Raw genomic sequence first — 21,572 nt, 5'->3', positions numbered from 1 at the left:
ATGTCGCCAAAAAGTGGACCCAGTTTTGGGATAACGACATGCACAAAAACAAAAGACTTAAAGCGCGATGCGCTTTAGAGCGGCACGCAACCATCTGGAGTCGCAGCGCCGCACTATCTTTTTGTTTGGGCACCGGATCAATCCGAAAAAGCGTTGCGTACGCTTCGGTCCAATGCTCTGGGGTCAGGCGCCGCCGGTGATCATCTTCCCGGCCTTGGATATCCACGAGCCGGCATTCTCGCGCGGCGCAAGCCCGTTGCTCTGCAGCAGCTTGTAGGAATCCTTGTACCACGAACTGTCGGGGTAGTTGGTGCCGAGCACCGCGGCGGCGGTCTGTGCCTCCGAGGTCAGGCCCATCGCGTAATAGCTTTCGGTCAGGCGGGCGAGCGCCTCCTCGACATGCCGTGTGTTGGAATAGTTCTCCACCACGGTGCGGAAGCGCTTGACGGCGGCGATGTATTCGCGGCGCTCGAGATAGTAGCGGCCGATCTGCATTTCCTTGCCGGCCAGCTGGTCGTTGGCGAAGCGCATTTTTTCCTTGGCGTCATCGACATATTCCGATGTCGGCCAACGCGTCACCAAGTCCTGCATCGTCTGAAGGGTCTGGCGCGCTTCCTTCTGGTCCTGCGTCACGTCCTTGATCTGGCGGTAGTAGCTCAAGCCGATGATGTACTGCGCGTAGGCGGCGTCATCAGTCGAAGGATAGAGCGTGAGGTAGCGTTTGGCCGAGCCGATCGCCTCGTCGTAGTTGCCCTGGCGATAGTCGGCGAAAGCGCCCATCACCATCGATTTGCGGGCGAATTCCGAATAAGGATGCTGGCGGTCGACGGCATCGAATTTGCGGCTCGCCTCTTGCAGGCGCCCGGCATTCAGATTGGCAAGACCTTGATTGTAGAGAACATCGGCCGGCTCGGTCTGGTCGACATAGGTCGACAGGTCGATATCTTTCTCCGACGACATGCAGGCCGACAGGAAGAGCGATGGAACAACCACCGAAAGCGCCAGGAAAACAGCCCGCTGCGGCGCTTTCGATTGACCAACTCGCTTGAAGAACATGATTGGATTCCGCCCTTTCGGCGTTATTTCAATGCGTGTTGCATGCCGTGGTCCCAAACTTGATCCCCACTTTTGAGCGACATGCCCTAATCGACGGCAGCAGCCATAAACCATAACCGCCTTGCCCGGCAACGCTATCGCCGGCCAATCGCACATTTTTGTGGCAGCCGGACGCTGCTTGAAAATCAGTGCAATTTCACCAACAGGTGTTGCATTCGTGCAACACCTCTATCTGCCAGGATCCGAAAAAAGTTAAGTAAATCAGATCATCCAAGGCGCGTAGAGCGGCGCATTGACGGCATTCATCTCGGCGCTGCGGCCGCGCTCGCGCCGTGTCGTCTCGACGATCTCGAATGCCGTGCGATCCGACAGCAGGCGGCGCAGCGCGGCGGCGTTCATCCTGTGGCCGCCGCGATAGGAGCGGAAGCAGCCGATGAAACGGGCGCCGGCCAGCGCCAGGTCGCCCATGGCGTCAAGCGTCTTGTGGCGGACGAATTCGTTGGGATAGCGCAGGCCGCCCATGTTGATGACGCGGTTGTCGTCACCGATCACCAGCGAATTCTCCAGCGAGGAGCCGAGCGCATAGCCGGCGGCCCACAGCCGCTCGACATCCTTCATGAAGCCGAAGGTGCGGGCGCGCGCGAGGTCGCGGCGGAAAATATCGGCGTTGAGGTCGGACGCGAACAACTGCCGGCCGATTGCCGGGCTTTCGAAGTCGATCTCGATCTCGAAACGGGTGCCGTCGTAAGGCTTGAACTCCGCCCACGAGGCGCCGTTCTCGATGCGAACCGGCTTGATGACCCTGATATAACGGCGCTTGACCGACAGCGTCTCGACGCCGGCCTGGTCGATGGCTTCGACGAACGCCATGGCGCTGCCGTCGAAGATGGGAACCTCGGACCCGTCGATCTCGATGGCGACATTGTCGATGCCGAGCCCGAACAGCGCCGCCATGATGTGCTCTACCGTGGCGATGTGCTCGCCAGCGGGATCACCAAGCATGGTGCACAGGTCTGTGGCGCCGACTTCGGAAACCAGGGCGCGAACCTCGCGGGCCTGCACTGCGCCGTTGAAAAGCTGGAACACGATGCCGGTATCGGCATCTGCCGGCACGAAGCTGATGGAAACTTCCTTGCCGCTGTGGACGCCGGTGCCGGTAAGCGACGCGCGCGTCTTCACTGTCGTCTGATAGTCGTGCAAGACAATCCCCACAAGCCCGTAATGCCTAAGGTCCGCTTCTCCAGCCCGAGGGCGCGGCTCTTGTTGAAATCGGCAGGCAGGGCGACTTCCCCCGAAATCCTGACAAACCGACTATGGTGGCCGGAAGATAATGTCGCGGGTGGGAGACTCCAAATCACGGTTTCTTACTCTTTGTAACCGCGAGTCGGATCCAGTTGAGCTTGATAAGCCATTGAAATCCCATGATTTTAAACGTTAACAGGCAAGCAATTTCTTGCTTGCCTGTTAACAATTCTTAAAGCCCGTTTACCGATCAGTTGGCCTGGCGGCGCAGGAACGCCGGAATCTCCAGCTGATCATCGTCCTGAGTCGCCCTCACCTGCGGCGTCAGGCGGCCCTGCTCGTCGAGCTGACCGCGGCGCGGTGCGTAGAGCTGCGCATCCTGGCTGGCAAGACGGCGCACCTCAGGCGCTGCCTGGCGCAGCTTGGGTTCGCGCGGCTGCGCCGGCTGCAGCCGTGCAGGCTCTTCCTCGCGACGGGTCAGGCCGTTCGTCAGGCGCTTCAGCAGGCCCATCGGTCCGCTGCTGTTCTCGTGGTCGGCCGGGCGGTTCTTGGCATCCACCTCGGCCTTGACGACCGGCGGAAAGTCCTCGACGCGCGGCATCCGCTGCGGCGCCATGGCAACCGGTTGCGGCGCTTCACGCAGCATTTCGCGTGGCTGCGGGGCCGGGTGTGCCACGGGCTGCGGCATCGGCTGTGCTGGCGGTGCCTGGAAGATCTTGCTCTGCGGGCGGAAATCCTCCGCATGGGCAACGGGAGCCGGACGAGCCTGCGCCATCGCCGCTGCATTTGCTTCCGCCAGCTGGATGGCTTCGGCGACCGGGTCGACGGCGCGCGGTTCGTAAGCTGCCTGCTGGACCGGCGCCGGTCGGCTTTCCACCGCGGCAACGGCCGGGCGGCTGACCGGCTTCTGCGGAGCGGTGCGGATCGAGATCGGCGCTGCGGCGATTTCCGCCGCCGACTTGTCGATACCCGTGGCAACCACCGAGACGCGGATGACCCCTTCGAGCTCTTCGTCGAAGGTGGCGCCTAGGATGATGTTGGCATCCTGGTCGACTTCCTCGCGGATGCGGGTCGCCGCTTCGTCAACCTCGAACAGGGTCAGGTCGCGGCCGCCGGTGATCGAGATCAGCAGGCCCTTGGCGCCCTTCATCGAGGTCTCGTCGAGCAGCGGGTTGGCAATGGCAGCCTCGGCTGCGGCCATCGCACGGCCCTCGCCCGAAGCCTCGCCGGTGCCCATCATAGCCTTGCCCATCTCGCGCATGACCGAACGCACGTCGGCGAAGTCGAGGTTGATCAGGCCTTCCTTGACCATCAGGTCGGTGATGCAGGCAACACCGGAATAGAGCACCTGGTCGGCCATGGCGAAGGCGTCGGCGAAGGTCGTCTTGTCATTGGCCAGCCGGAACAGGTTCTGGTTGGGGATGACGATCAGCGTATCGACGCATTTCTGCAGCTCTTCGATGCCAAAATCCGCGGTCTTCATGCGGCGCTGGCCTTCGAAATGGAACGGCTTGGTGACGACGCCGACGGTGAGGATGCCCTTTTCGCGTGCGGCACGCGCCACGACTGGAGCCGCACCCGTGCCGGTGCCGCCGCCCATGCCCGCGGTGACGAAGCACATATGGGTGTTGGACAGATGATCGATGATCTCGTCGATGCATTCCTCCGCCGCCGCGCGGCCGACTTCCGGCTGCGATCCGGCGCCAAGGCCTTCGGTGACATGCGCGCCGAGCTGGATCAGCCGATCGGCCTTCGACATGGTCAGCGCCTGAGCGTCGGTGTTGGCCACCACGAACTCGACACCGCGCAGACCGGCGGTGATCATGTTGTTGACGGCATTGCCGCCGCCGCCGCCGACACCGAACACGGTGATCCGCGGCTTAAGCTCGGTGATGTCCGGCTTCTGCAGATTGATCGTCATTGTCTCCGTCCTTTGCCTTTCACGCCGCTTCGCCGCCGCGGCCGCCTATGGGGCTGTCCCCGTCAATTAGAAACTGTCTCTCAACCACTGACTCATGCGATGCAGTTTTCCACCCGTTCCAGTCATTCTGAGACCGGAAATTCCTTTCGCCGGATGGCTCTCGAAGCTCGCCATCTGCGGATAGATCAGAAGCCCCACCGCAGCCGAGAAGGCCGGTCCCTTTGCCGCTTCCGGCAGGCCGGCCACGCCAAGCGGGCGACCGATGCGCACATTGCGTCCGAGGATCCGGCGCGCCGCCTCCGGCAGGCCGGCAAGCTGGCTGGCGCCGCCGGTCAAGACGACGCGCTTGCCCACCGCATTGCCGTAGCCGGACTTGTTCAGTCGGTCGCGCAGCAGTTCGAGCGTCTCGTCGATGCGGGCGCGCACGATGCGCGTCATCACCGAGCGCGGGATCTGCAGGGGCACGTCGCCGTCGTCGCCGATCGGTTGGATCGAGACCAGGTCCCGGTCGTCGGCGCTGCCCGGCAATGCCGAGCCATGCATCACCTTCAGCCGCTCGGCGGCGTCGAGTGAGGTCGACAGGCCCTTGGCCATGTCCAGCGTGACATGGTTGCCGCCGATTGCGATCGCGTCGCCATGGACGAACTTGCCGTCCGAAAACACCGAGATCGTCGTCGTGCCGCCGCCCATGTCGATGCAGGCGGCGCCCATTTCCAGCTCGTCGTCGACCAGGGCGGCCAGCCCGCTGGCATAGGGCGTCGCCACCATGCGTTCGACCGACAGGTGCGACCGGTTGATGGAAAGCTCCAGGTTGCGCATTGGCGCGGCGTCGCCGGTCAAGACATGCATGTCGACGCCAAGTGCGTCGCCGACCATGCCGCGCGGATCGCGCACGCCGCGCTCGGCATCGAGCGAAAAGCCGACGGGGAGCGAATGGATCACCTCGCGCTCGGCCTTCAGTGCTTGCTTGGCGCCCGCGCCGAGAACGCGCTTGATATCGGCCTCGTCGGCCTCGTGGCCGCCAAGGTTGATGGTGGCCGAGAAGGCTTCGCTCTTCAGCCGGCCGGCGGTCATGTTGACGATCAGCGAATCGACCGTCAGCCCAGCCATGCGCTCGGCCGCATCGACGGAAAGACGAATGGCATGCTCGGCGCGATCGAGGTCGACGACGACTCCCGACTTCACGCCCTGCGACTTCTGATGGCCGATGCCGATCACCTGGATCCGGTGCGAGCGGCCGCGCAACAGCTTGCCGTCTTCGCTCGGCTTCAGCTTTGCCACCATGCAGCAGACCTTGCTCGAACCGACATCCAGCACCGTCAGGGTGCCGGACCGGCGCGACGCGGCGTCGCCATGACCGCCAAGCCAGCTCATATTTTCGTCTCCGGCTTGCGCTTCAGGCTTTTGGGTTTTTCGTTGAGGGCGGCTTCGCGCTGCGTCGCCGCCTCGGGCGTCAACTGCACGACCAGCCTGTCCGTCAGGCGCATGTCGACGGCGGCGATATCGCGCGACAACAGCCCCTTGTCCTGGTCCATCTTGACGAGCTCGGCGATCGCCTGATCCTCGCCATCCTCGGGAAGCTTGACGGTGATGCCGTTGTCCAGCTTCAGGTCCCAGCGCCGCTCACCAACGCGGACATAGCCTTTGATCCGGCTCGCGAGTTCAGGATATTTTTCGACCTTGACCAGGAAGTCCGGCGCCTTGGCCGGCGCACCGAGACCGATCAGCAAAGGCAGACGCACCTGCTTGCCGCCGGAGAACGGCGCGATCACGGCGCCATTCTTCTCAATAACCGAGAGCTCATCGCCCTGCTGCCAGAGCGCGAAGGGCTCGCGCTCTTCGACGCGCACTTCCAGCGTGTGCGGATAGACCTTGCGCACCGCGGCGACCTCGATCCAGGGCAAGGTAGCAATGCGCTCCCGCGCGGCCTCGGCATCGAAACCGATCAGCGAGGTCCAGCCGTCGAGCTCGAGCCTGTCGAGAATGTCGATCTCGGAGGTCTGGCGATTGCCGACCACCCTGACCTGATCGACAGCAAAGCCGGTGCGGGCAGTGACGCTTTGGACGATGCCGTCGACATGGCCGCCGAGATAGGCGCCATAGGCACTGCTCGAGACAAGCAGCACGGCAGACATCATGGCCGCGGAGAAGCGCGGCGCCTGGAATTCACCCACGCCCAGGCGCGCAAGAACACGCACCGGGCGGCGAAGCACACGCGGCAGCACGAAATGGCCTGATGACAACGGCAAGCCGAACAGCGCCGGCCCGGCCGCGCCCTTCCCCTTGCCTTGTCCCCATTTCAACGCAGACACGAAGCGTCCTCCACCATCCAACTCAACAAATCGCCAAACGAGTGCCCGGCCTGGGCGGCGATTTCAGGCACCAAGGACGTCGGCGTCATACCCGGCTGGGTGTTGACCTCGAGCCAGACAACCTCGCCGTTTTCGGAATGCCGATCGTCATAACGGAAGTCCGATCGGGAAACGCCCCGACAGCCGATCGCTTGATGAGCCTTGAGCGCCAGTGTTTGTATTTTTTGGTAAATATTCGGTGAAACTTTTGCGGGGCATTCGTGCTTTGATCCCCCCGCGACATATTTTGAATCATAGTCGTAGAAGGAATGGCCGGTTGGGATGATCTCACAGACCCCAAGAGCGACATCGCCCATCACGGCGCAGGTCAGCTCGCGGCCATGGATGTAGCGTTCGACCATGACGGTATCGCCATATTTCCATTCGGACGAGCCGATGACCTGCGGCGGATGCGACTGCCCCTCATGCACGATGACGACGCCGAAGCTCGACCCCTCATTGACGGGTTTGACCACATAGGGCGGCTTCATCGGGTGTTTGTTCTGGATGGCGAAGCGGCTGGCGACCTTCGATTCGGCGACAGGGACACCAACCGATTTGGCAACCCGCTTGGCCTGCTCCTTGTTCATGGCCAGCGCCGACGCGAGCACGCCGGAATGCGTATAGGGGACACCGAGATATTCGAGGATACCTTGGATGGTACCATCCTCGCCAAACGGACCATGCAGCGCATTGAACGCGACATCCGGCCGGAGTTCGGCAAGCACCGAGCCGACATCGCGCCCGACATCGACGCGCGTGACCTGATAGCCTTCCTTCTCGAGCTCATCGGCACAAGCCTTTCCCGAGGACAGGGACACGGGCCGCTCGGACGAGAAACCTCCCAGCAGGACGGCCACATGCTTGCTTTTCATTCCCCCGTCATCCCCTCTCACCGCGGACCAAAAACCAAGATTTCCGCAACATTGAGTCCGAGTCTCCCGGCAGGTTGCCCCCCAGACGGAAAACGCTGAACGCGTCGAACGACTCAAATCAGGAAACGCTTTGGAGCAGAGAATCAGAGAGTTGATTCACTGGCAAGTACTTACGATTCCGAGAGATTCACTTTCTGAGAAAATGGATGCGAAAACCGCGCCGTTGAGTCTTTGCGGCAACGGTCGCGAGCCATTTTCGGCCCCATTGAAGTTCATGCATCACGTGAACTTCAACACCCACTATAGAAGTTGCCCGAGAAACTCCTGCACGGCATGCCCCGGCCGGAAATTGCCGATGCGCTTGATTTCCCATTGCAGCCGGATGCCCGAATTTTCCAGCACCCGCGTTCGCACCGTCTCGCCGAGATATTCGAGGTCGTAGCCGGTCGCGGTTCCCGTGTTGATCATGAAGTTGCAATGCAGCGGCGACATCTGCGCACCGCCGATCATCAGGCCGCGGCAGCCCGCCTTGTCGATCTCCTTCCAGGCTGACGTGCCTTCGGGATTCTTGAAGGTCGAACCGCCGGTCTTTTCGCGGATCGGCTGCACGGTCTCGCGATGGTTCTGCACCGCGTCCATCGCCGCCTTGATCGCTGCCTTGTCCTCGGCAAACCCCTTGAACAAAGCCGAGGTGAAGATCAGCCCGGAAGGTGCCGCCGAATGGCGGTAGGCGTAGCCCATGTCGGCATTGCTCAGCGTTTGCACATTGCCCTTGCGGTCGAGCGCACGCACCTCGACGACGCGTTCGCGCGTCTCGACGCCGTTGGCGCCGGCGTTCATCCGCAGCGCGCCGCCAATGGCGCCCGGAATGCCGTGATAGAAATGGAAACCGCCAATGCCGGCTTCCAGCGCCACGGCAGCAACGCGCTTGTCGGGCGTGGCCGCGCCCGCCTTGATCGTGGTCGGCGAAACAATTTCTGCCTCACCAAACCCTTTAGCCGAAAGCCGGATGACAAAACCCGGAATGCCGCCGTCACGAACCAGAAGGTTCGAGCCGACGCCGACGACGGTCAGCGGTATTTCCTCGGGAACGGCTTTGAGGAAGGCGGCCAGGTCCTCCTCGTCGGCCGGCTGGAACAGCACTTCGGCCAGCCCCCCGGCGCGGAACCAGGTGATCTTGTCCATCTCGGCATTCGGCGTGAGGCGGCCACGCAGGCCGGCAAGCCGGTCGCCAAGTCTGTCGATCAGGGCCTGGCCATACATCATGAGACCGTCCCGCCAAGCTCCTTGGGCAACGCATAAGCCCATTGGGTGATGTTTCCGGCGCCGAGGAAGACGACGAAGTCGCCGGGCTTGGCCAGATCGCGGATGATCGGCGCGATTGCTGCCGGACCTTCGATGTAGCGTGCGTCGCGATGGCCGCCGGCGCGGATGCGCGACACCAGCGCATCCGAGGTCACGCCTTCGATCGGTTCTTCACCGGCCGCGTAGACCGGCGCCACCATCACCGTGTCGGCGTCGTTGAAACAGGTGGAAAACTCGTTGAACAGGTCGTGCAGCCGGGTGAAGCGATGCGGCTGGGCAATGGCGATGACGCGGCCCTTAGTGGCGCTGCGCGCCGCCTTCAGCACAGCCGAGATCTCGACCGGATGATGGCCGTAATCGTCGAACACATCGACGCCGTTCCATGAACCGGTATGAGTGAAGCGGCGTTTGACGCCGGCGAAGGACGACAGGCCCTTCTTGATCGCCTCGGCGGACAGGCCAAGTTCATGCGCGACAGCGATCGCCGCCGTCGCGTTGGAGACGTTGTGGCGGCCGGGCATCGGCAAGCGCAGGCCGGCGATCGTCGTCTGGCCACCGCTCTTGCGGTTGCGGATCACCACGTCGAATTCCGAAATGGCACCCGCCATGCGGTGGTTGGTGAAGCGCACGTCGGCCTGCGCGTTCTCGCCATAGGTGATGATGCGGCGGTCCTCGATGCGGCCGACCAGGGCCTGCACTTCCGGGTGATCGGTGCACATCACGCCGAAGCCGTAGAACGGCACGTTCTCGACGAACTGGCGGAACGCCTCGCGCACCTTGTCGAAGCTGCCATAGTGGTCGAGATGCTCAGGATCGATGTTGGTGACGACAGCGATTTCGGCCGGCAGCTTGAGGAATGTGCCGTCGCTCTCGTCGGCCTCGACCACCATCCATTCGCCATCGCCCATACGCGCATTGGTGCCATAGGCGTTGATGATGCCGCCATTGATGACAGTCGGATCGAGCCCGCCGGCTTCGAGCAAGGTCGCCACCATCGAGGTCGTCGTCGTCTTGCCATGCGTGCCGCCAATCGCCACCGCCTGGCGAAAACGCATCAGCTCGGCCAGCATCTCGGCACGGCGCACGATCGGCAGCAGCTTCTCGCGCGCGGCCTTCAGTTCGGGGTTTGTTTTCTTGATCGCCGTCGAGACGACGACAACCTCGGCATCGCCGAGATTTTCGGCCTGGTGCCCGACGAAGCATTCGATGCCCTTGTCGCGCAGCCGCTGCACATTGGCGCTGTCGGCCTGGTCGGACCCCTGCACCTTGTAGCCGAGATTGTGCAGCACTTCGGCGATGCCGCTCATGCCGATGCCGCCAATACCGATGAAATGCACAAGGCCGATGGTCTGCGGCATCTTCATACGTGCGTCCCCTTCCTGAAGTCTGAAACGGTTTTTTGGGACGCAATAGCCTCTGTAAGATCGGCGAGCAACCGTGCCGCGTCGGGCCGGCCGGCCGATTTCGCTCCCGCCGCCATGGCCGCCAGCCGCTCGGGGCTGTCCATCAGCCCACCGATGAGGGCCGCGATGCGTTCGGGCGAAAGCGAGGATTGCGGGTGCACTTCGCCACCGCCAGCGGCGGCAAGGGCCGCCGCGTTCGCCGCCTGGTCGTGGTCGAGCGCATAGGGATATGGCACCAGCAGCGCCGGCCGGCCGATGACGGCGATCTCCGAAACGGTCGAGGCGCCGGAGCGCGACACCACCAGATGCGCCGCCGCTATGCGTTGCGCCATGTCGGTGAAGAAGGGCGAGACTTCGGCGGCGACGCCAAGTGCGGCATAGGCCGCCTTCACCCGCGCCACGTCATCGGCGCGCGCCTGCTGCGTGATCAGCAACCGCTTGCGTTGCGTATCGGAAAGCAGCGCGACGGCCGCCGGCACCGCGTCCGAAAAGAACTGCGCACCCTGGCTCCCGCCGAACACCAACAGCCTGAACGGCTGCTCCCCGGTCGATGCCGCATAAGGCGTCTTGGCCGCTTCCAGCACGGGAGGCCGGACCGGATTGCCTGTCGTCACCGTCTTGGCGCCGGTGGCACTGGCGTCCTGTGGCAGGAAGCCGCCGGCGATGGCGTCGACACGCCCGGCCAGCGCCCGGTTGGCGCGTCCCATCACCGCGTTCTGCTCATGGATCAGCGTCGGCACCTTGCGCCGCGTCGCCGCATAGAGCGGCGGCAAGGTCGGGTAGCCGCCAAAGCCGACGACGGCATCCGGCTTGATCCTGGCGATGACGGCAGAGGCCTGGCGCACGCCGCGCCAGATTTTCCAGAAGGCACCAAGCAGGGCAATGGGATTTTTCGAGCCCATTGTCGCCGACTGGATCGGATGGATGGCGGCTGCCGGGAAATGGGCGGCGAACCGCTCGGCGCGGTCGTCGGTGGCCAGATGCACCGTCCAGCCGCGCTCGTTCAGCTCATGCGCCAGCGCCTCGGCCGGAAACAGATGCCCGCCGGTTCCACCTGCCGCGAGAAGGATGACGCCTCTCGCCATATCACTCCGCCGGCAAGGCGCGTTGCGGCAGGGCAAAGCCCATTTGCTTGCGCTTTTCGGGCCGCTTGCGCGTCAGCGCCAGCACCATGCCCATCGAGATGGCGATCGCGATCTGAGAGGAACCGCCATAGGAGATGAATGGCAGCGTCATGCCCTTGGCCGGCACCAGTTGCAGGTTGACGCACATGTTGATGACGGCCTGCAGGCCGAACACGGTGACGAGGCCGCCGACCGCATAGCGGGTGAAGTCGTCATGCTCCTTCAGCGCCGTGTTGAGGCCGCGCAGCACAATGAAGGCGAAGATCGACATGATGAAGAAGCACATGATCAATCCGAATTCCTCGCCGGCGACCGAAAAGACAAAGTCGGCATGGCTGTCCGGGATGACCCGCTTGACGGTGCCCTCGCCCGGCCCGACGCCGAACCAGCCGCCATTGATCAGCGCCTCGCGGCCCATGTCGACCTGGAACGTGTCGCCTTCGCCAGTGAGGAACTTGTCGATGCGCAAGGCGACGTGCGGAAACACCGAATAGGCGGCGAACACGCCGCCGACGCCCGCACCACCTAGCGCGATGATCCACAGCCATGGCAGCCCGGCCATGAAGAACATCACACCCCAGGTGCCGGTCACCAGCATCGTTTGGCCGAGATCCGGCTGCGCCACCAGCAGCGAGACGACCAGCGCCAGCAGCAGCATGGCAAACAGATTGCCCGGAATGTCGGGCTGGCGCTTGTGTTCGGCAAATAGCCAGGCGCACATGATGACGAAGGCGGGCTTGAGGAATTCCGACGGCTGGATCGACAGGCCGGCCAGCGACACCCAACGGCGCGCGCCCTTCACCTCGACGCCGATGTAGAGCACCGCCACCATCAGCACCAGCATCAGGCACAGCATGATCAGCGCCATGCGCCGGATCTGCCGGGATTCGAGGAAGGACACCGCCAGCATCACGCCAAGCGCCGGCACGGTGAAGATGATCTGCCTGGTGGCAAAATGGAAGCTGTCGAGGCCGATGCGTTCGGCCACCGCCGGGCTGGCGGCAAACGACAGCACGATGCCGAGCCCCATCAGCGACAGGAACGCCGCCAGGAACCAGCGATCGATCGTCCACCACCAGGTCGCAACCGGACTTTTATCGAGACGGCTCTGCATTATCGTGCCCCTCCGATGGGTTTCACACCCTCGATAGCATTCGCAGCTTGCCTGAAGGCTTCGCCGCGGACTTCGAAATTCTTGAACTGGTCGAAACTGGCGCAGGCCGGAGACAACAGCACCACCACTTCGCTCGCATCGTCTTGAGCCGCATCATGCGCGGCATGTTCGACCGCAGCGGCCAGCGTGCCCGATATTTCGTAGGGGACGGCCTCGCCGAGTGTCGCCGAAAAGGCGGGCGCCGCCTCGCCGATCAGATAGGCCTTGGCGATGCGCGGGAAGAAGCCGCGCAACGGCTCGATGCCGCCCTCCTTGGGCAGGCCGCCGGCGATCCAGTAGATGCGCGGAAAGCTCGACAAAGCCGGTGCCGCCGCGTCGGCATTGGTCGCCTTGGAATCGTTGACGAACAGCACATGATCCTTGCGGCCGACCTGCTCCATACGGTGCGCAAGGCCGGGAAAACTTTCCAGTCCGGATTGGATTTCGCCAAGGTCCAGCCCGACCTTGAGGCAAGCGGCGACCGCTGCCAACGCGTTTTGCGCATTGTGCTGGCCGCGCAGCGAGCCGATGCCTTCGAGGAAAGCGACGGGGCTGTAGCGGCCGTTCACCGCCTCCATCAGGTTGCCGCCGTCGGCGAAATAGCCGTCGGTCAGCGGCAGCCGCTTGGAAATACGGATGACATGCCGCCCTGCCCGCTCCAGCCGCTCGGCGATCTGAGCGCACCAGGAATCGTCGATGCCGATGATCGCAGTCTCGCTGCCGGCCACCAGCCGTTCCTTGATCGAGGCGTAGTGCTGCATGGTGCCGTGCCGATCGAGATGGTCCGGCGTCAAATTGAGCAGGATGCCGGCCGTCGGGTTGATCGAGGGCGCGAGATCGATCTGGTACGACGAGCATTCGACGACATAATGCCGATTGGGCTCGGGCGGATCGAGCGTCATCACCGCGCGGCCGATATTGCCGCCCATCTGGGTGTCGCGTCCCGCCGCTTTGAGGATATGCGCGGTCAATGCGGTCGTCGTCGACTTGCCGTTGGTGCCGGTGATGGCGATGAACGGCGCTGCCGGCGCGGCCAGCATCCGTTCGCGGCAGAAAAGCTCGATGTCGCCAATGATCTCGACGCCAGCACCACGCGCCAGTTCCACCGTCCAATGCGGCTTGGGATGCGTCAGCGGCACGCCCGGCGACAGCACGAAAGCCGAGAACTTTGCCCAGTCGGCGCCGCGCAAATCGCTGGTTGCGATGCCGTCCGCCGCCGCCTTGGCAACGCTTTCGGGGTTGTCGTCCCAGGCCAGCACGTCCGCCCCGCCGGCGATCAGCGCGCGCGCCGTCGCGATCCCCGAGCCACCGAGCCCGAAGAGCGAAACATGCTTGCCTGCGAAGGATGCGGCGGGGATCAAGCGGGCTCCTATCTCAGCTTCAGGGTGGACAGGCCGACCAGCGCCAGGATAACGGCGATGATCCAGAAGCGGATCACAACCTGGCTTTCGGTCCAGCCGAGCTTTTCGAAATGATGGTGGATCGGCGCCATCAGGAACACCCGCTTGCCGGTCATCTTGAAGTAGCCGACCTGGATGATGACCGACAGGATTTCGACGACGAACAACCCGCCGACGATAACCAGAACGATCTCGTGCTTGGTGGCGACGGCAACCGTGCCGATCAGGCCGCCCATGGCCAGCGAGCCGGTGTCGCCCATGAAGATCGCCGCCGGCGGCGCGTTGAACCAGAGGAAGCCGAGGCCGGCGCCGATGACCGCGCCGAGCACGACCGCCAGTTCGCCGGTGCCGGGCACGAAATGGATCTGCAGATATTCTGCGAATACGGCGTTGCCGGACAGATAGGCGATGACGCCGAAGGACGCCGCCGCGATCATGATGGGCACAATCGCCAGCCCGTCGAGGCCGTCGGTCAGGTTCACCGCATTACCGGCGCCGACGATGACGAAGCAGGAGAACGGGATGAAGAACCAGCCGAGATTGATGATGAATTCCTTGGCGAAGGGGAATGTCAGCGACGACGAGAACGGCGCCTGGCCGTTGTGCATGATCACCCAGGCGGCGATGCCGGCAATGACGAATTCAAGCGCCAGCCGTGCCTTGCCGGAAAAGCCGAGATGCGACTGTTTGGTCACCTTCAGATAGTCGTCATAGAAGCCGATCGAGCCGAAGCCCAGCGTCACCAGCAGCACCACCCAGACATAGATGCTCGACAGGTTCGCCCACAGCAGCGACGACCCGATGATGCCCGACAGGATCATCAGCCCGCCCATGGTCGGGGTACCGGCCTTCTTGAAATGCGTCTGGGGGCCGTCGGCGCGGATCGGCTGGCCCTTGCCTTGCCGCAACCGCAGCGAATTGATGATGGTCGGTCCGAAGATGAAGACGATGAGTGCCGACGTGATCAGCGCCCCGCCGGTGCGGAAGGTGATGTAGCGGAAGACATTGAAGACCGAGATCTTGTCCGCAAAATCGACGAGCAGTGTGAACATGCGCTTATCGTCCCCCGACCTAGGTCTGTTTGCTTGTCGTTTGAGCCGGGAACTTGCCCAGCAGCGCATCGACCAGTTTTGCAAAACCGATGCCCTTCGACGATTTGATCATCACCACGTCGCCCGGTTTCAGCGCGGCAAGCAGCACCGGCTTCAGTTCCTCGACGCCGGCGCGGTATTCCGTCTTGATTTCGCCTGGCAGCCTCTCGGCCAGCGCCCGCATTTCCGGCCCGCCGAGAAAGACTGTCTGCGTCCCGGTGCCGACGATGAGATCGGCAAGGGCGGCATGCAGCTTGGCCGAATGGTCGCCGAGTTCCAGCATGTCGCCGAGGACGGCGATGCGGCGCCCCTCGCCTGTCACCGGCGTCGCATTGAGCAGCGCCATGGCGGCGCCCATCGACGCCGGGTTGGCGTTGTAACTCTCGTCGATCAGCGTGATCGGCCCGCCGGGGTGGCGTAGCACATGGCGCTTGCCACGGCCGCGCTCGGCCGAAAGATCGGCCAGCGCCAGCGCCGCTCTGTCGAGATCGGCGCCGACCAGATGCGCCGCACCCAGCACCGCCAGCACGTTCTGCACCATGTGGCGGCCGGGCGCACCGACCCGGGCCGTCACCTCGTGGCCGCCGATCCTGGCGGTGATGTCGGAATGGTCGGCATAGAGCTCGCATTTGACCAGCCTGAAGGTCGAGCGCGCATTCTCGCCGAAGCCGTACACGTGCTCGACTCCGGCGGCATGCGCCATCTTGTCCAGAAGCTTCCAGCGCCCATCGTCGCGATTGAGGACGGCTGCGCCGTCAGGCTCCAGGCCTTCGAATATCTCGGCCTTGGCCCTGGCGATCTCATCGAGATTGCGGAAGAAGCCAAGATGCGCCGCCGCGATCATGGTGACGATGGCGACATGCGGCCTCACCATCTTGACCAGTGGCCGGATTTCGTCGGGATGGTTCATGCCGATTTCGAACACGGCATAGTCGCAATCGACCGGCATCCGCGCCAGCGTCAGCGGCACCCCCCAGTGATTGTTGAAGGACTGCGCCGAGGCATGCACCTTGCCGACCGCCGACAGGACGTGGCGCAGCGCTTCCTTTGTGGTGGTCTTGCCGGCCGAACCGGTCACCGCGATGATCTTGGCCTCCGAGCGGGCGCGCGCAGCGACACCAAGCTTCTCAAGTGCCGCCAGCACGTCTTCGACGACGATGATCGGTGCCGTCAGCCGACCGAGCGACGGCAGCTTGCCTTCCGCCACCACCAGCACGCCGGCGCCGGCCTTGATGGCGGCAGTGGCGAAGTCATGACCGTCCATCACCTCGCCCTTGATGGCGAAGAAGGCGTCGCCCGGTTGCAGGCTGCGGCTGTCGATCGAAATACCGGATATGCCTTCCGGCATCGGCCCGAGCGGCCGGCCGTCCATGCCGGCAACCAGCGCCTCGGAGGTCCACAGCAAGCTCATGCGGCACGCTCCCGCAGCGCCGCGCGGACTTCCTCATGATCTGAGAAATGCAGCGTTTCGGTGCCGATCGTCTGGCCTTCCTCGTGGCCCTTGCCGGCCACGATCAGCGTGTCGCCGGCATGCAGCATGGCGACCGCCTCGTGGATCGCCTGGCGCCGGTCACCGATTTCGATGGCGTCTGGCGCGGCGGCAAGAATAGCGGCGCGGATCGTTTCCGGCACTTCCGAGCGCGGATTGTCGTCGGTGACGATGACGACATCGGCGAGCCGCGTCGCGATCTCGCCCATGATCGGCCGCTTGCCGCGGTCGCGGTCGCCGCCGCAGCCAAACACCACGATGACGCGACCGGTGGTGAACGGGCGCACCGAGGCCAGCACGTTTTCCAGCGCATCGGGCTTGTGAGCGTAGTCGACATAGACCGGCGCGCCGTTGGTGGTGGTGCCGACAAGGTCGAGCCGGCCCGGCGCGCCCTTCAGTTTCTCCAATGCCAGCAAGGCTTTGGCGACAGGTGTTCCAGTGGAAATGGCAAGCCCCGCGGAAACCAGCGCGTTCGATATCTGGAAATCGCCGGCGAGCGGCAAGTCGACCTCGTAGAGCGCGCCGCCGGCCTCGACCTCGGCGCGCTGGCGATGGCGCTCGTGCTCGACCCGCTTCAGCTTGAGGAAATCGCCATGGCGGCCAACCGTCAGCACGTCCAGCCCGGCAGCCTGCGCCGCCTGGATCGTCGGCGCCGACCACGGATCGTCGGCGAAAATGACGGCCGGCGCGCCTTTCGGCAGCAACGTGTCGAACAGGCGCAATTTGGCGCGGTGGTAGTCCTCGACGGTCGGATGATAGTCCATATGGTCGCGGCCGAGATTGGTGAAGCCGCCTGCCGCCAGCTTGACGCCGTCGAGGCGGCGCTGGTCGAGCCCATGGCTGGAGGCTTCCATCGAGGCGTGGGTGACGCCGGCATCCGCCAATTCCTTGAGCAGCTGGTGCAAGGCGACCGGATCGGGTGTCGTCAACGAGCCATACTCGTTGCGACCCGGCGCCACCACGCCGGTGGTGCCGATCGAAGCGGCGGCATAGCCGGCCTGCTCCCAGATCTGCCTGGTGAAGGCGGCGACCGATGTCTTGCCGCTGGTGCCGGTCACCGCGACCATGGTCTCAGGCTGCTTGCCGAAATAGCGGGCCGCGCTCAGCGCCAGCGCCAGGCGCGGATCATCGACCGCCAGCACTGGAACCGGCAACCCGGCGATGGCGCTGCCTGCGACGATTGCGGCGGCGCCACGCCGGGCAGCGTCGGCGGCATAGGTGGCGCCATCCGCCTTGGTACCGGCGAGCGCGAAGAAGACGACCCCGGGCTTTACCTGGCGGGAATCCGACGAAATCCCGGTAACCTCCAGATCGGCGGAAGGTGTTCCTTCGACTGGCAGGATACCGGCTAGATCTCTGAGCTTCATCGAGTCCCGTTCACCACAACAAAATAGCGCGCAGTTGCCGGCGCGCCCCAAGAATCACTGATAGGAAACCAGCGTTGCACCATTTTCATGGCTGAAATCTGGCTTCACGCCAAGCATGGCCGCTGATCGCTTGATGATATTGCCGGCGATAACCCCTGCATTCGCGGCCGCGACGTCGGTCATGCCAGGCTTTTCCGGGTGCGGGGCGTCGGCGATCGTAAACACGAGGTATTGCGGATCGTCCATCGGGAAAGCGGCGACGAAGGTATTGAAGTTCAATTCCTTCGAGTAGCGGCCATTGATGACCTTCTCGGCTGTTCCGGTCTTGCCACCAACGCGGTAGCCGGGGACCCTGGCGTTTCTGGCCGAGCCCTTCTCGGCGTTGAGCGTATAGAGGTAGCGCATGCCATCGACCGTCTTTTCGCTGACCACCTTCTTGGCCACCGCCATCGCTTCTTCCTGAGTGCGGACCAGGAAGGTAGGATTCATCAGGAAGCCACCATTCATCAGCGCCGCGCAGCCGACAGCCGCTTGCAGCGGCGTCGTCGACACGCCATGGCCGAACGCGATGGTGAACGAATTGACCTGTTTCCAGACCTTCGGTTCAGTCGGACGGGCGACTTCCGGCAGTTCGGTCTGCATCTTGTCCAAGATTCCAAGGCGATGCAGGAATTCGCGGTGCCCCTCGATGCCGACCATCTCGGCCTCCCTGGCCGACCCGATGTTGGACGAATAGAGGAACACCTCCGGCAATGACAGCACACGGTTCTTGCCGTGGAAATCGTGAATGGCCTGATGGCCGACCCGGATCGGATGCGAAGCGTCGAAGCGGCTCGCCATCGTCGCCTTGCCGGAATCGAGCGCCATGGCCGAGGTGAAACTCTTGAAGGTCGAGCCCATCTCATAGAGCCCCGCCGACATCCGATTCAGCCGGTCCTTTTCCTGTGCATTGTAAGGATTGTTCGGATCGAAATCCGGCACCGAGGCCATCGCCACCACTTCGCCGGTCTTGACGTTGAGCACAACGGCGCCAGCGCCCATGGCGCGATAGCGCTCCAGGCCGGCGGCGATCTCGTCGCGCACCACATGCTGGACGCGCAGATCGATCGAAAGCCTCACCGGCTTCAGATCCTTGGCCACCGCCAGGCCCGATGCCTGCAAGTCGCTCAAGCCCTGCTCATCGACATATTTCTCCATGCCGGAGATGCCCTGGTTGTCGATGTTGGTGAGCCCGACAACGTAGGACGAGGTCTCGCCGCTCGGATAGAAGCGGCGCTTTTCGGTGCGGAAGCCGAAACCGGGAATGCCGAGCTGCATGATGTCGGACTGCTGCTTGGGCGTCAGCTGCCGCTGCAGCCAGACGAAGCCGGCGCCGCTTTTGAGCTTGTGGTAGGTCTGCTCGTAGTCGATCTCCGGCAGCACCGTCGACAGCTTCTCGATCGCCTCGTCGGCGTCGACGATGCGCCGCGGCTCGGCGAACAGCGAGGCCGTCTTGATGTCCGTCGCCAGCACTTCGCCGTTGCGATCGACAATGTCGGGCCGCGATGCCGTCACCCGGCTCTGCGGGCCGCCCGACATGTCGGGGGTCTGGAAGCCGAGATAGACCAGCCGCCCGGAAATGGTCGCGAAGATGCCGAAGAACACCGCCATCGTCATCACGATGCGCGTCCTGCCCTTGCCGCCGGTCGCCTTGCGGGCGCCCTCGACCACGATCGATCCGCCTTCACCGGCCTTGGTGCTGCGCTTCAGCAGTTTGCCGATCATTGGGCGATGCCTCCGGTCACAACGGGATCCTTGCCGTCCGGGGACGCCTTGTCGGAATTGTCGGCCATGCCGCCCTCGCGTCCTTTGAGGATGTCCTGAATGTCCAGGGCTTTGGCCGGCAGGTCGCCGATGCCGACGATCTGGCGGGCGCTGACCGGCTGGAGTTCGAGCTGCGACTTGTAGAGGTCGGCCAGCTTCTGCAGCCGCGACGGCTGGGTGAGCAGGCTCCAGTCGGCCTTGAGCAGGTCGATCGTGTCCTCCTCATAGCGGATCTGCTCATGGATCTTCTGCACCGCTGCCAATTGTTCCTCGGCTTCGCGCTTGGTCTTGTAGGTAAGGGCCGCCGCCGAAACCATGACGGCGATCAGGACGATGTCGCTGGTACGAAACACGTGCTTACCTCTCCCCCGGCCGGTCGATGCCGGGAAGTTTTGGAAGGCCGAAGATCGAAAAGTCGCTGTTGCGGGCCGGTGCCTCGGTGCGGATGGCCGCGCGCAGCCGGGCCGAACGGGCGCGCGGGTTGGCTGCGACCTCGGCATCGCCGGCAGTCACGCCGCCGCCCGCCTTGCGGAAGGTCGCGGTGCGCGCCTGCGCCTCTGGCATATGGCGCGAGCCGGTCACGGCGTCGGCGCGATCGGCGATGAAGCGCTTGACGATGCGGTCTTCCAGCGAATGGAACGTCACCACGGCGAGCCGCCCGCCCGGCTTCAGCGCGCGTTCGGCGGCCAACAAGGCCTTCGCCAGTTCGCCAAGCTCGTCATTGACGAAGATGCGCAACGCCTGGAAGACGCGCGTGGCCGGATGGATCTTGTCCTTTGGTGCGCGGCCGACATGTGTCTCGATGGCGTCGGCCAGTTCCAGCGTGCGCTCGAATGGCCGCTTTTCGCGGCGAGCCTCGATCATGCGGGCAATACGGCCGGCGTGACGCTCCTCGCCGAGGAAGCCGAAGATCCGGGCGAGATCGCCCGGTTTGAAGGAATTGACGACATCGGCGGCGCTAAGGCCCGCTTGCGCCATGCGCATGTCGAGCGGTCCGTCGGCGCGGAACGAGAACCCGCGTTCGGCCTGGTCGAGCTGCATCGACGACACGCCGATGTCGAGCACGACGCCGTCGGCGCTCTCGACATGCTCGTCCAGCGTCGAGAATGGCGCCTGCACCAACCTCAATCGGCCACCGGATTGCGCCTCGAGATCGCGCCCAGCGGCGATGGCATCCGGATCGCGGTCGATCGCCACGACGGAAGCGCCCGTCGCCAGAATTGCCTTGGTGTAGCCGCCGGCGCCGAACGTGCCGTCGACGATGATGTCGCCCTCCACCGGCGCCAGCGCTTCGAGCACTTCGCCAAGGAGGACCGGAATGTGGCGGGCCGATCCGCCAACGGCGTGAAGGTCATCGCCGTGGCCCACCATCATTCCGGTCGCTCCCCAGGCTTCGTCCCCTGCCGAAGCTGCAAAAGCCGGGCACGCGCCTGCGCCCCATAGGCAGCTAGCCGTCCCGGCTCCCAGATCTGAAAGAAATTGCCGCGCCCGACAAAGGCCACCTCCGCCGAAATGCCGGTATGCTCGCGAATGAAATCGCTCATCGTGATGCGGCCGTCCTGGTCGAGCTTCAGGAAGGCGCCATCGCCATGGCAGAAGAACGACATGTCGTCCGCCGTCTGCAGGAAGGGATCTTCGAGCGCGATGCGCTCCTCGTAGCGGTCGAGCAGGTCGAGCCCCCCGACATCCATCGCCGGCTGGTCGAGGCAGCGCAGCCCGTAGAGCTCCGAATAGCCGCGCTTCTGCACGACGGCACGGAAATGCGCCGGAACGGAAACTCGCCCCTTCGCATCGATCCTGCTCACCGTATTTGACAGAAACCGGTCCATTGAACGTCACAGCCGCTTGCGCCGCCGCACCCCTCTCCATCTTGTCGCACGCGCCGCCGCAACGCGCTCCCTGCCCCGTGTCAGCCTCGTCCATAAGGGCAAAAACCGGCAAACGCGCAGCCGCCGCGGCTGCCCGATTGGCGTACGCTTTACCCTGACGCGG

The 21,572-nt window shown here is 64.0% G+C and carries 18 protein-coding genes; all 18 read right to left on the bottom strand.

All coding sequences use genetic code 11. The annotated features are described in order from the left end of the window. Positions 1–183: 183 nt before the first annotated feature. Positions 184–1,056 carry an outer membrane protein assembly factor BamD gene (locus tag AC1D2G_RS09500; RefSeq protein ID WP_095086961.1) on the bottom strand — a complete coding sequence of 291 codons (873 nt, stop codon included), beginning with the start codon at positions 1,054–1,056 and terminating at the stop codon, positions 184–186. 261 nt (positions 1,057–1,317) lie between these two features. Beyond that, the gene (gene lpxC, locus AC1D2G_RS09495; protein ID WP_477413506.1) at positions 1,318–2,268 is read right to left on the bottom strand and encodes a UDP-3-O-acyl-N-acetylglucosamine deacetylase; all 951 of its coding nucleotides are present in this window, start codon (positions 2,266–2,268) and stop codon (positions 1,318–1,320) included. A 280-nt stretch (positions 2,269–2,548) separates the two neighbouring features. Then, positions 2,549–4,219, bottom strand: a complete 1,671-nt coding sequence (ftsZ, locus tag AC1D2G_RS09490; RefSeq protein WP_477413504.1) for a cell division protein FtsZ — start codon at positions 4,217–4,219, stop codon at positions 2,549–2,551. Positions 4,220–4,285: 66 nt separating this feature from the next. Then, positions 4,286–5,593: a cell division protein FtsA gene (gene ftsA / locus AC1D2G_RS09485; protein ID WP_477302043.1), complete on the bottom strand. Its 1,308-nt coding sequence runs from the start codon at positions 5,591–5,593 to the stop codon at positions 4,286–4,288. Continuing rightward, positions 5,590–6,531, bottom strand: a complete 942-nt coding sequence (locus tag AC1D2G_RS09480) for a cell division protein FtsQ/DivIB (RefSeq protein ID WP_477413502.1) — start codon at positions 6,529–6,531, stop codon at positions 5,590–5,592. Before AC1D2G_RS09480 ends, ftsA begins: the two co-directional genes overlap by 4 nt. Continuing rightward, complete coding sequence (locus tag AC1D2G_RS09475; RefSeq protein WP_477226992.1) at positions 6,519–7,445, bottom strand: D-alanine--D-alanine ligase; 927 nt, start codon at positions 7,443–7,445, stop codon at positions 6,519–6,521. The genes AC1D2G_RS09480 and AC1D2G_RS09475 overlap by 13 nt, the downstream gene beginning before the upstream one ends. A gap of 300 nt (positions 7,446–7,745) precedes the next feature. Then, positions 7,746–8,711: a UDP-N-acetylmuramate dehydrogenase gene (gene murB / locus AC1D2G_RS09470; protein WP_477413500.1), complete on the bottom strand. Its 966-nt coding sequence runs from the start codon at positions 8,709–8,711 to the stop codon at positions 7,746–7,748. Further along, positions 8,708–10,114, bottom strand: a complete 1,407-nt coding sequence (gene murC, locus AC1D2G_RS09465; protein WP_477413498.1) for a UDP-N-acetylmuramate--L-alanine ligase — start codon at positions 10,112–10,114, stop codon at positions 8,708–8,710. Before murC ends, murB begins: the two co-directional genes overlap by 4 nt. After that, on the bottom strand, positions 10,111–11,238 hold the full coding sequence (murG, locus tag AC1D2G_RS09460; protein WP_457150338.1) for an undecaprenyldiphospho-muramoylpentapeptide beta-N-acetylglucosaminyltransferase: 1,128 nt from the start codon (positions 11,236–11,238) through the stop codon (positions 10,111–10,113). The genes murC and murG overlap by 4 nt, the downstream gene beginning before the upstream one ends. A gap of 1 nt (position 11,239) precedes the next feature. Next, positions 11,240–12,391: a putative lipid II flippase FtsW gene (ftsW, locus tag AC1D2G_RS09455; protein ID WP_095086935.1), complete on the bottom strand. Its 1,152-nt coding sequence runs from the start codon at positions 12,389–12,391 to the stop codon at positions 11,240–11,242. Continuing rightward, positions 12,391–13,791, bottom strand: coding sequence for a UDP-N-acetylmuramoyl-L-alanine--D-glutamate ligase (gene murD / locus AC1D2G_RS09450; protein ID WP_477413496.1), 1,401 nt, complete (start codon positions 13,789–13,791; stop codon positions 12,391–12,393). The genes ftsW and murD overlap by 1 nt, the downstream gene beginning before the upstream one ends. An 8-nt stretch (positions 13,792–13,799) precedes the next feature. Beyond that, a complete protein-coding gene (gene mraY, locus AC1D2G_RS09445) occupies positions 13,800–14,882 on the bottom strand; it encodes a phospho-N-acetylmuramoyl-pentapeptide-transferase (protein WP_023765130.1) in 1,083 nt (360 codons plus the stop codon). Positions 14,883–14,901: 19 nt separating this feature from the next. After that, a complete protein-coding gene (locus tag AC1D2G_RS09440) occupies positions 14,902–16,332 on the bottom strand; it encodes a UDP-N-acetylmuramoylalanyl-D-glutamyl-2,6-diaminopimelate--D-alanyl-D-alanine ligase (protein WP_477302029.1) in 1,431 nt (476 codons plus the stop codon). Then, positions 16,329–17,777, bottom strand: coding sequence for a UDP-N-acetylmuramoyl-L-alanyl-D-glutamate--2,6-diaminopimelate ligase (locus tag AC1D2G_RS09435; RefSeq protein WP_477413494.1), 1,449 nt, complete (start codon positions 17,775–17,777; stop codon positions 16,329–16,331). The genes AC1D2G_RS09440 and AC1D2G_RS09435 overlap by 4 nt, the downstream gene beginning before the upstream one ends. 54 nt (positions 17,778–17,831) lie before the next feature. Further along, complete coding sequence (locus AC1D2G_RS09430; RefSeq protein ID WP_477226987.1) at positions 17,832–19,541, bottom strand: peptidoglycan D,D-transpeptidase FtsI family protein; 1,710 nt, start codon at positions 19,539–19,541, stop codon at positions 17,832–17,834. Continuing rightward, positions 19,538–19,933, bottom strand: a complete 396-nt coding sequence (gene ftsL / locus AC1D2G_RS09425; protein WP_095086918.1) for a cell division protein FtsL — start codon at positions 19,931–19,933, stop codon at positions 19,538–19,540. Before ftsL ends, AC1D2G_RS09430 begins: the two co-directional genes overlap by 4 nt. Positions 19,934–19,937: 4 nt before the next feature. After that, on the bottom strand, positions 19,938–20,954 hold the full coding sequence (gene rsmH / locus AC1D2G_RS09420; RefSeq protein WP_477413492.1) for a 16S rRNA (cytosine(1402)-N(4))-methyltransferase RsmH: 1,017 nt from the start codon (positions 20,952–20,954) through the stop codon (positions 19,938–19,940). Beyond that, positions 20,951–21,409 (bottom strand): division/cell wall cluster transcriptional repressor MraZ, encoded by a 459-nt coding sequence (mraZ, locus tag AC1D2G_RS09415; protein ID WP_095086912.1) that lies wholly within the window; start codon positions 21,407–21,409, stop codon positions 20,951–20,953. Before mraZ ends, rsmH begins: the two co-directional genes overlap by 4 nt. Positions 21,410–21,572 lie beyond the last annotated feature (163 nt).

The sequence above is a fragment of the Mesorhizobium sp. P2_C7 genome (assembly GCF_056404515.1).
The sequence above is the reverse complement of the archived record's forward strand: the minus strand, read 5'-3'. Positions and strand labels throughout refer to the sequence as shown.

Coding starts and splice junctions, on each gene's coding strand:
- ftsZ (WP_477413504.1), bottom strand. CDS start 4,219: ATGACGATCAATCTGCAGAAGCCGGACATCACCGAGCTTAAGCCGCGG.
- AC1D2G_RS09500 (WP_095086961.1), bottom strand. CDS start 1,056: ATGTTCTTCAAGCGAGTTGGTCAATCGAAAGCGCCGCAGCGGGCTGTT.
- rsmH (WP_477413492.1), bottom strand. CDS start 20,954: ATGATGGTGGGCCACGGCGATGACCTTCACGCCGTTGGCGGATCGGCC.
- murB (WP_477413500.1), bottom strand. CDS start 8,711: ATGATGTATGGCCAGGCCCTGATCGACAGACTTGGCGACCGGCTTGCC.
- AC1D2G_RS09440 (WP_477302029.1), bottom strand. CDS start 16,332: ATGAGCTTGCTGTGGACCTCCGAGGCGCTGGTTGCCGGCATGGACGGC.
- murG (WP_457150338.1), bottom strand. CDS start 11,238: ATGGCGAGAGGCGTCATCCTTCTCGCGGCAGGTGGAACCGGCGGGCAT.
- murC (WP_477413498.1), bottom strand. CDS start 10,114: ATGAAGATGCCGCAGACCATCGGCCTTGTGCATTTCATCGGTATTGGC.
- ftsA (WP_477302043.1), bottom strand. CDS start 5,593: ATGAGCTGGCTTGGCGGTCATGGCGACGCCGCGTCGCGCCGGTCCGGC.
- mraY (WP_023765130.1), bottom strand. CDS start 14,882: ATGTTCACACTGCTCGTCGATTTTGCGGACAAGATCTCGGTCTTCAAT.
- mraZ (WP_095086912.1), bottom strand. CDS start 21,409: ATGGACCGGTTTCTGTCAAATACGGTGAGCAGGATCGATGCGAAGGGG.
- AC1D2G_RS09475 (WP_477226992.1), bottom strand. CDS start 7,445: ATGAAAAGCAAGCATGTGGCCGTCCTGCTGGGAGGTTTCTCGTCCGAG.
- ftsW (WP_095086935.1), bottom strand. CDS start 12,391: ATGCAGAGCCGTCTCGATAAAAGTCCGGTTGCGACCTGGTGGTGGACG.
- AC1D2G_RS09435 (WP_477413494.1), bottom strand. CDS start 17,777: ATGAAGCTCAGAGATCTAGCCGGTATCCTGCCAGTCGAAGGAACACCT.
- AC1D2G_RS09430 (WP_477226987.1), bottom strand. CDS start 19,541: ATGATCGGCAAACTGCTGAAGCGCAGCACCAAGGCCGGTGAAGGCGGA.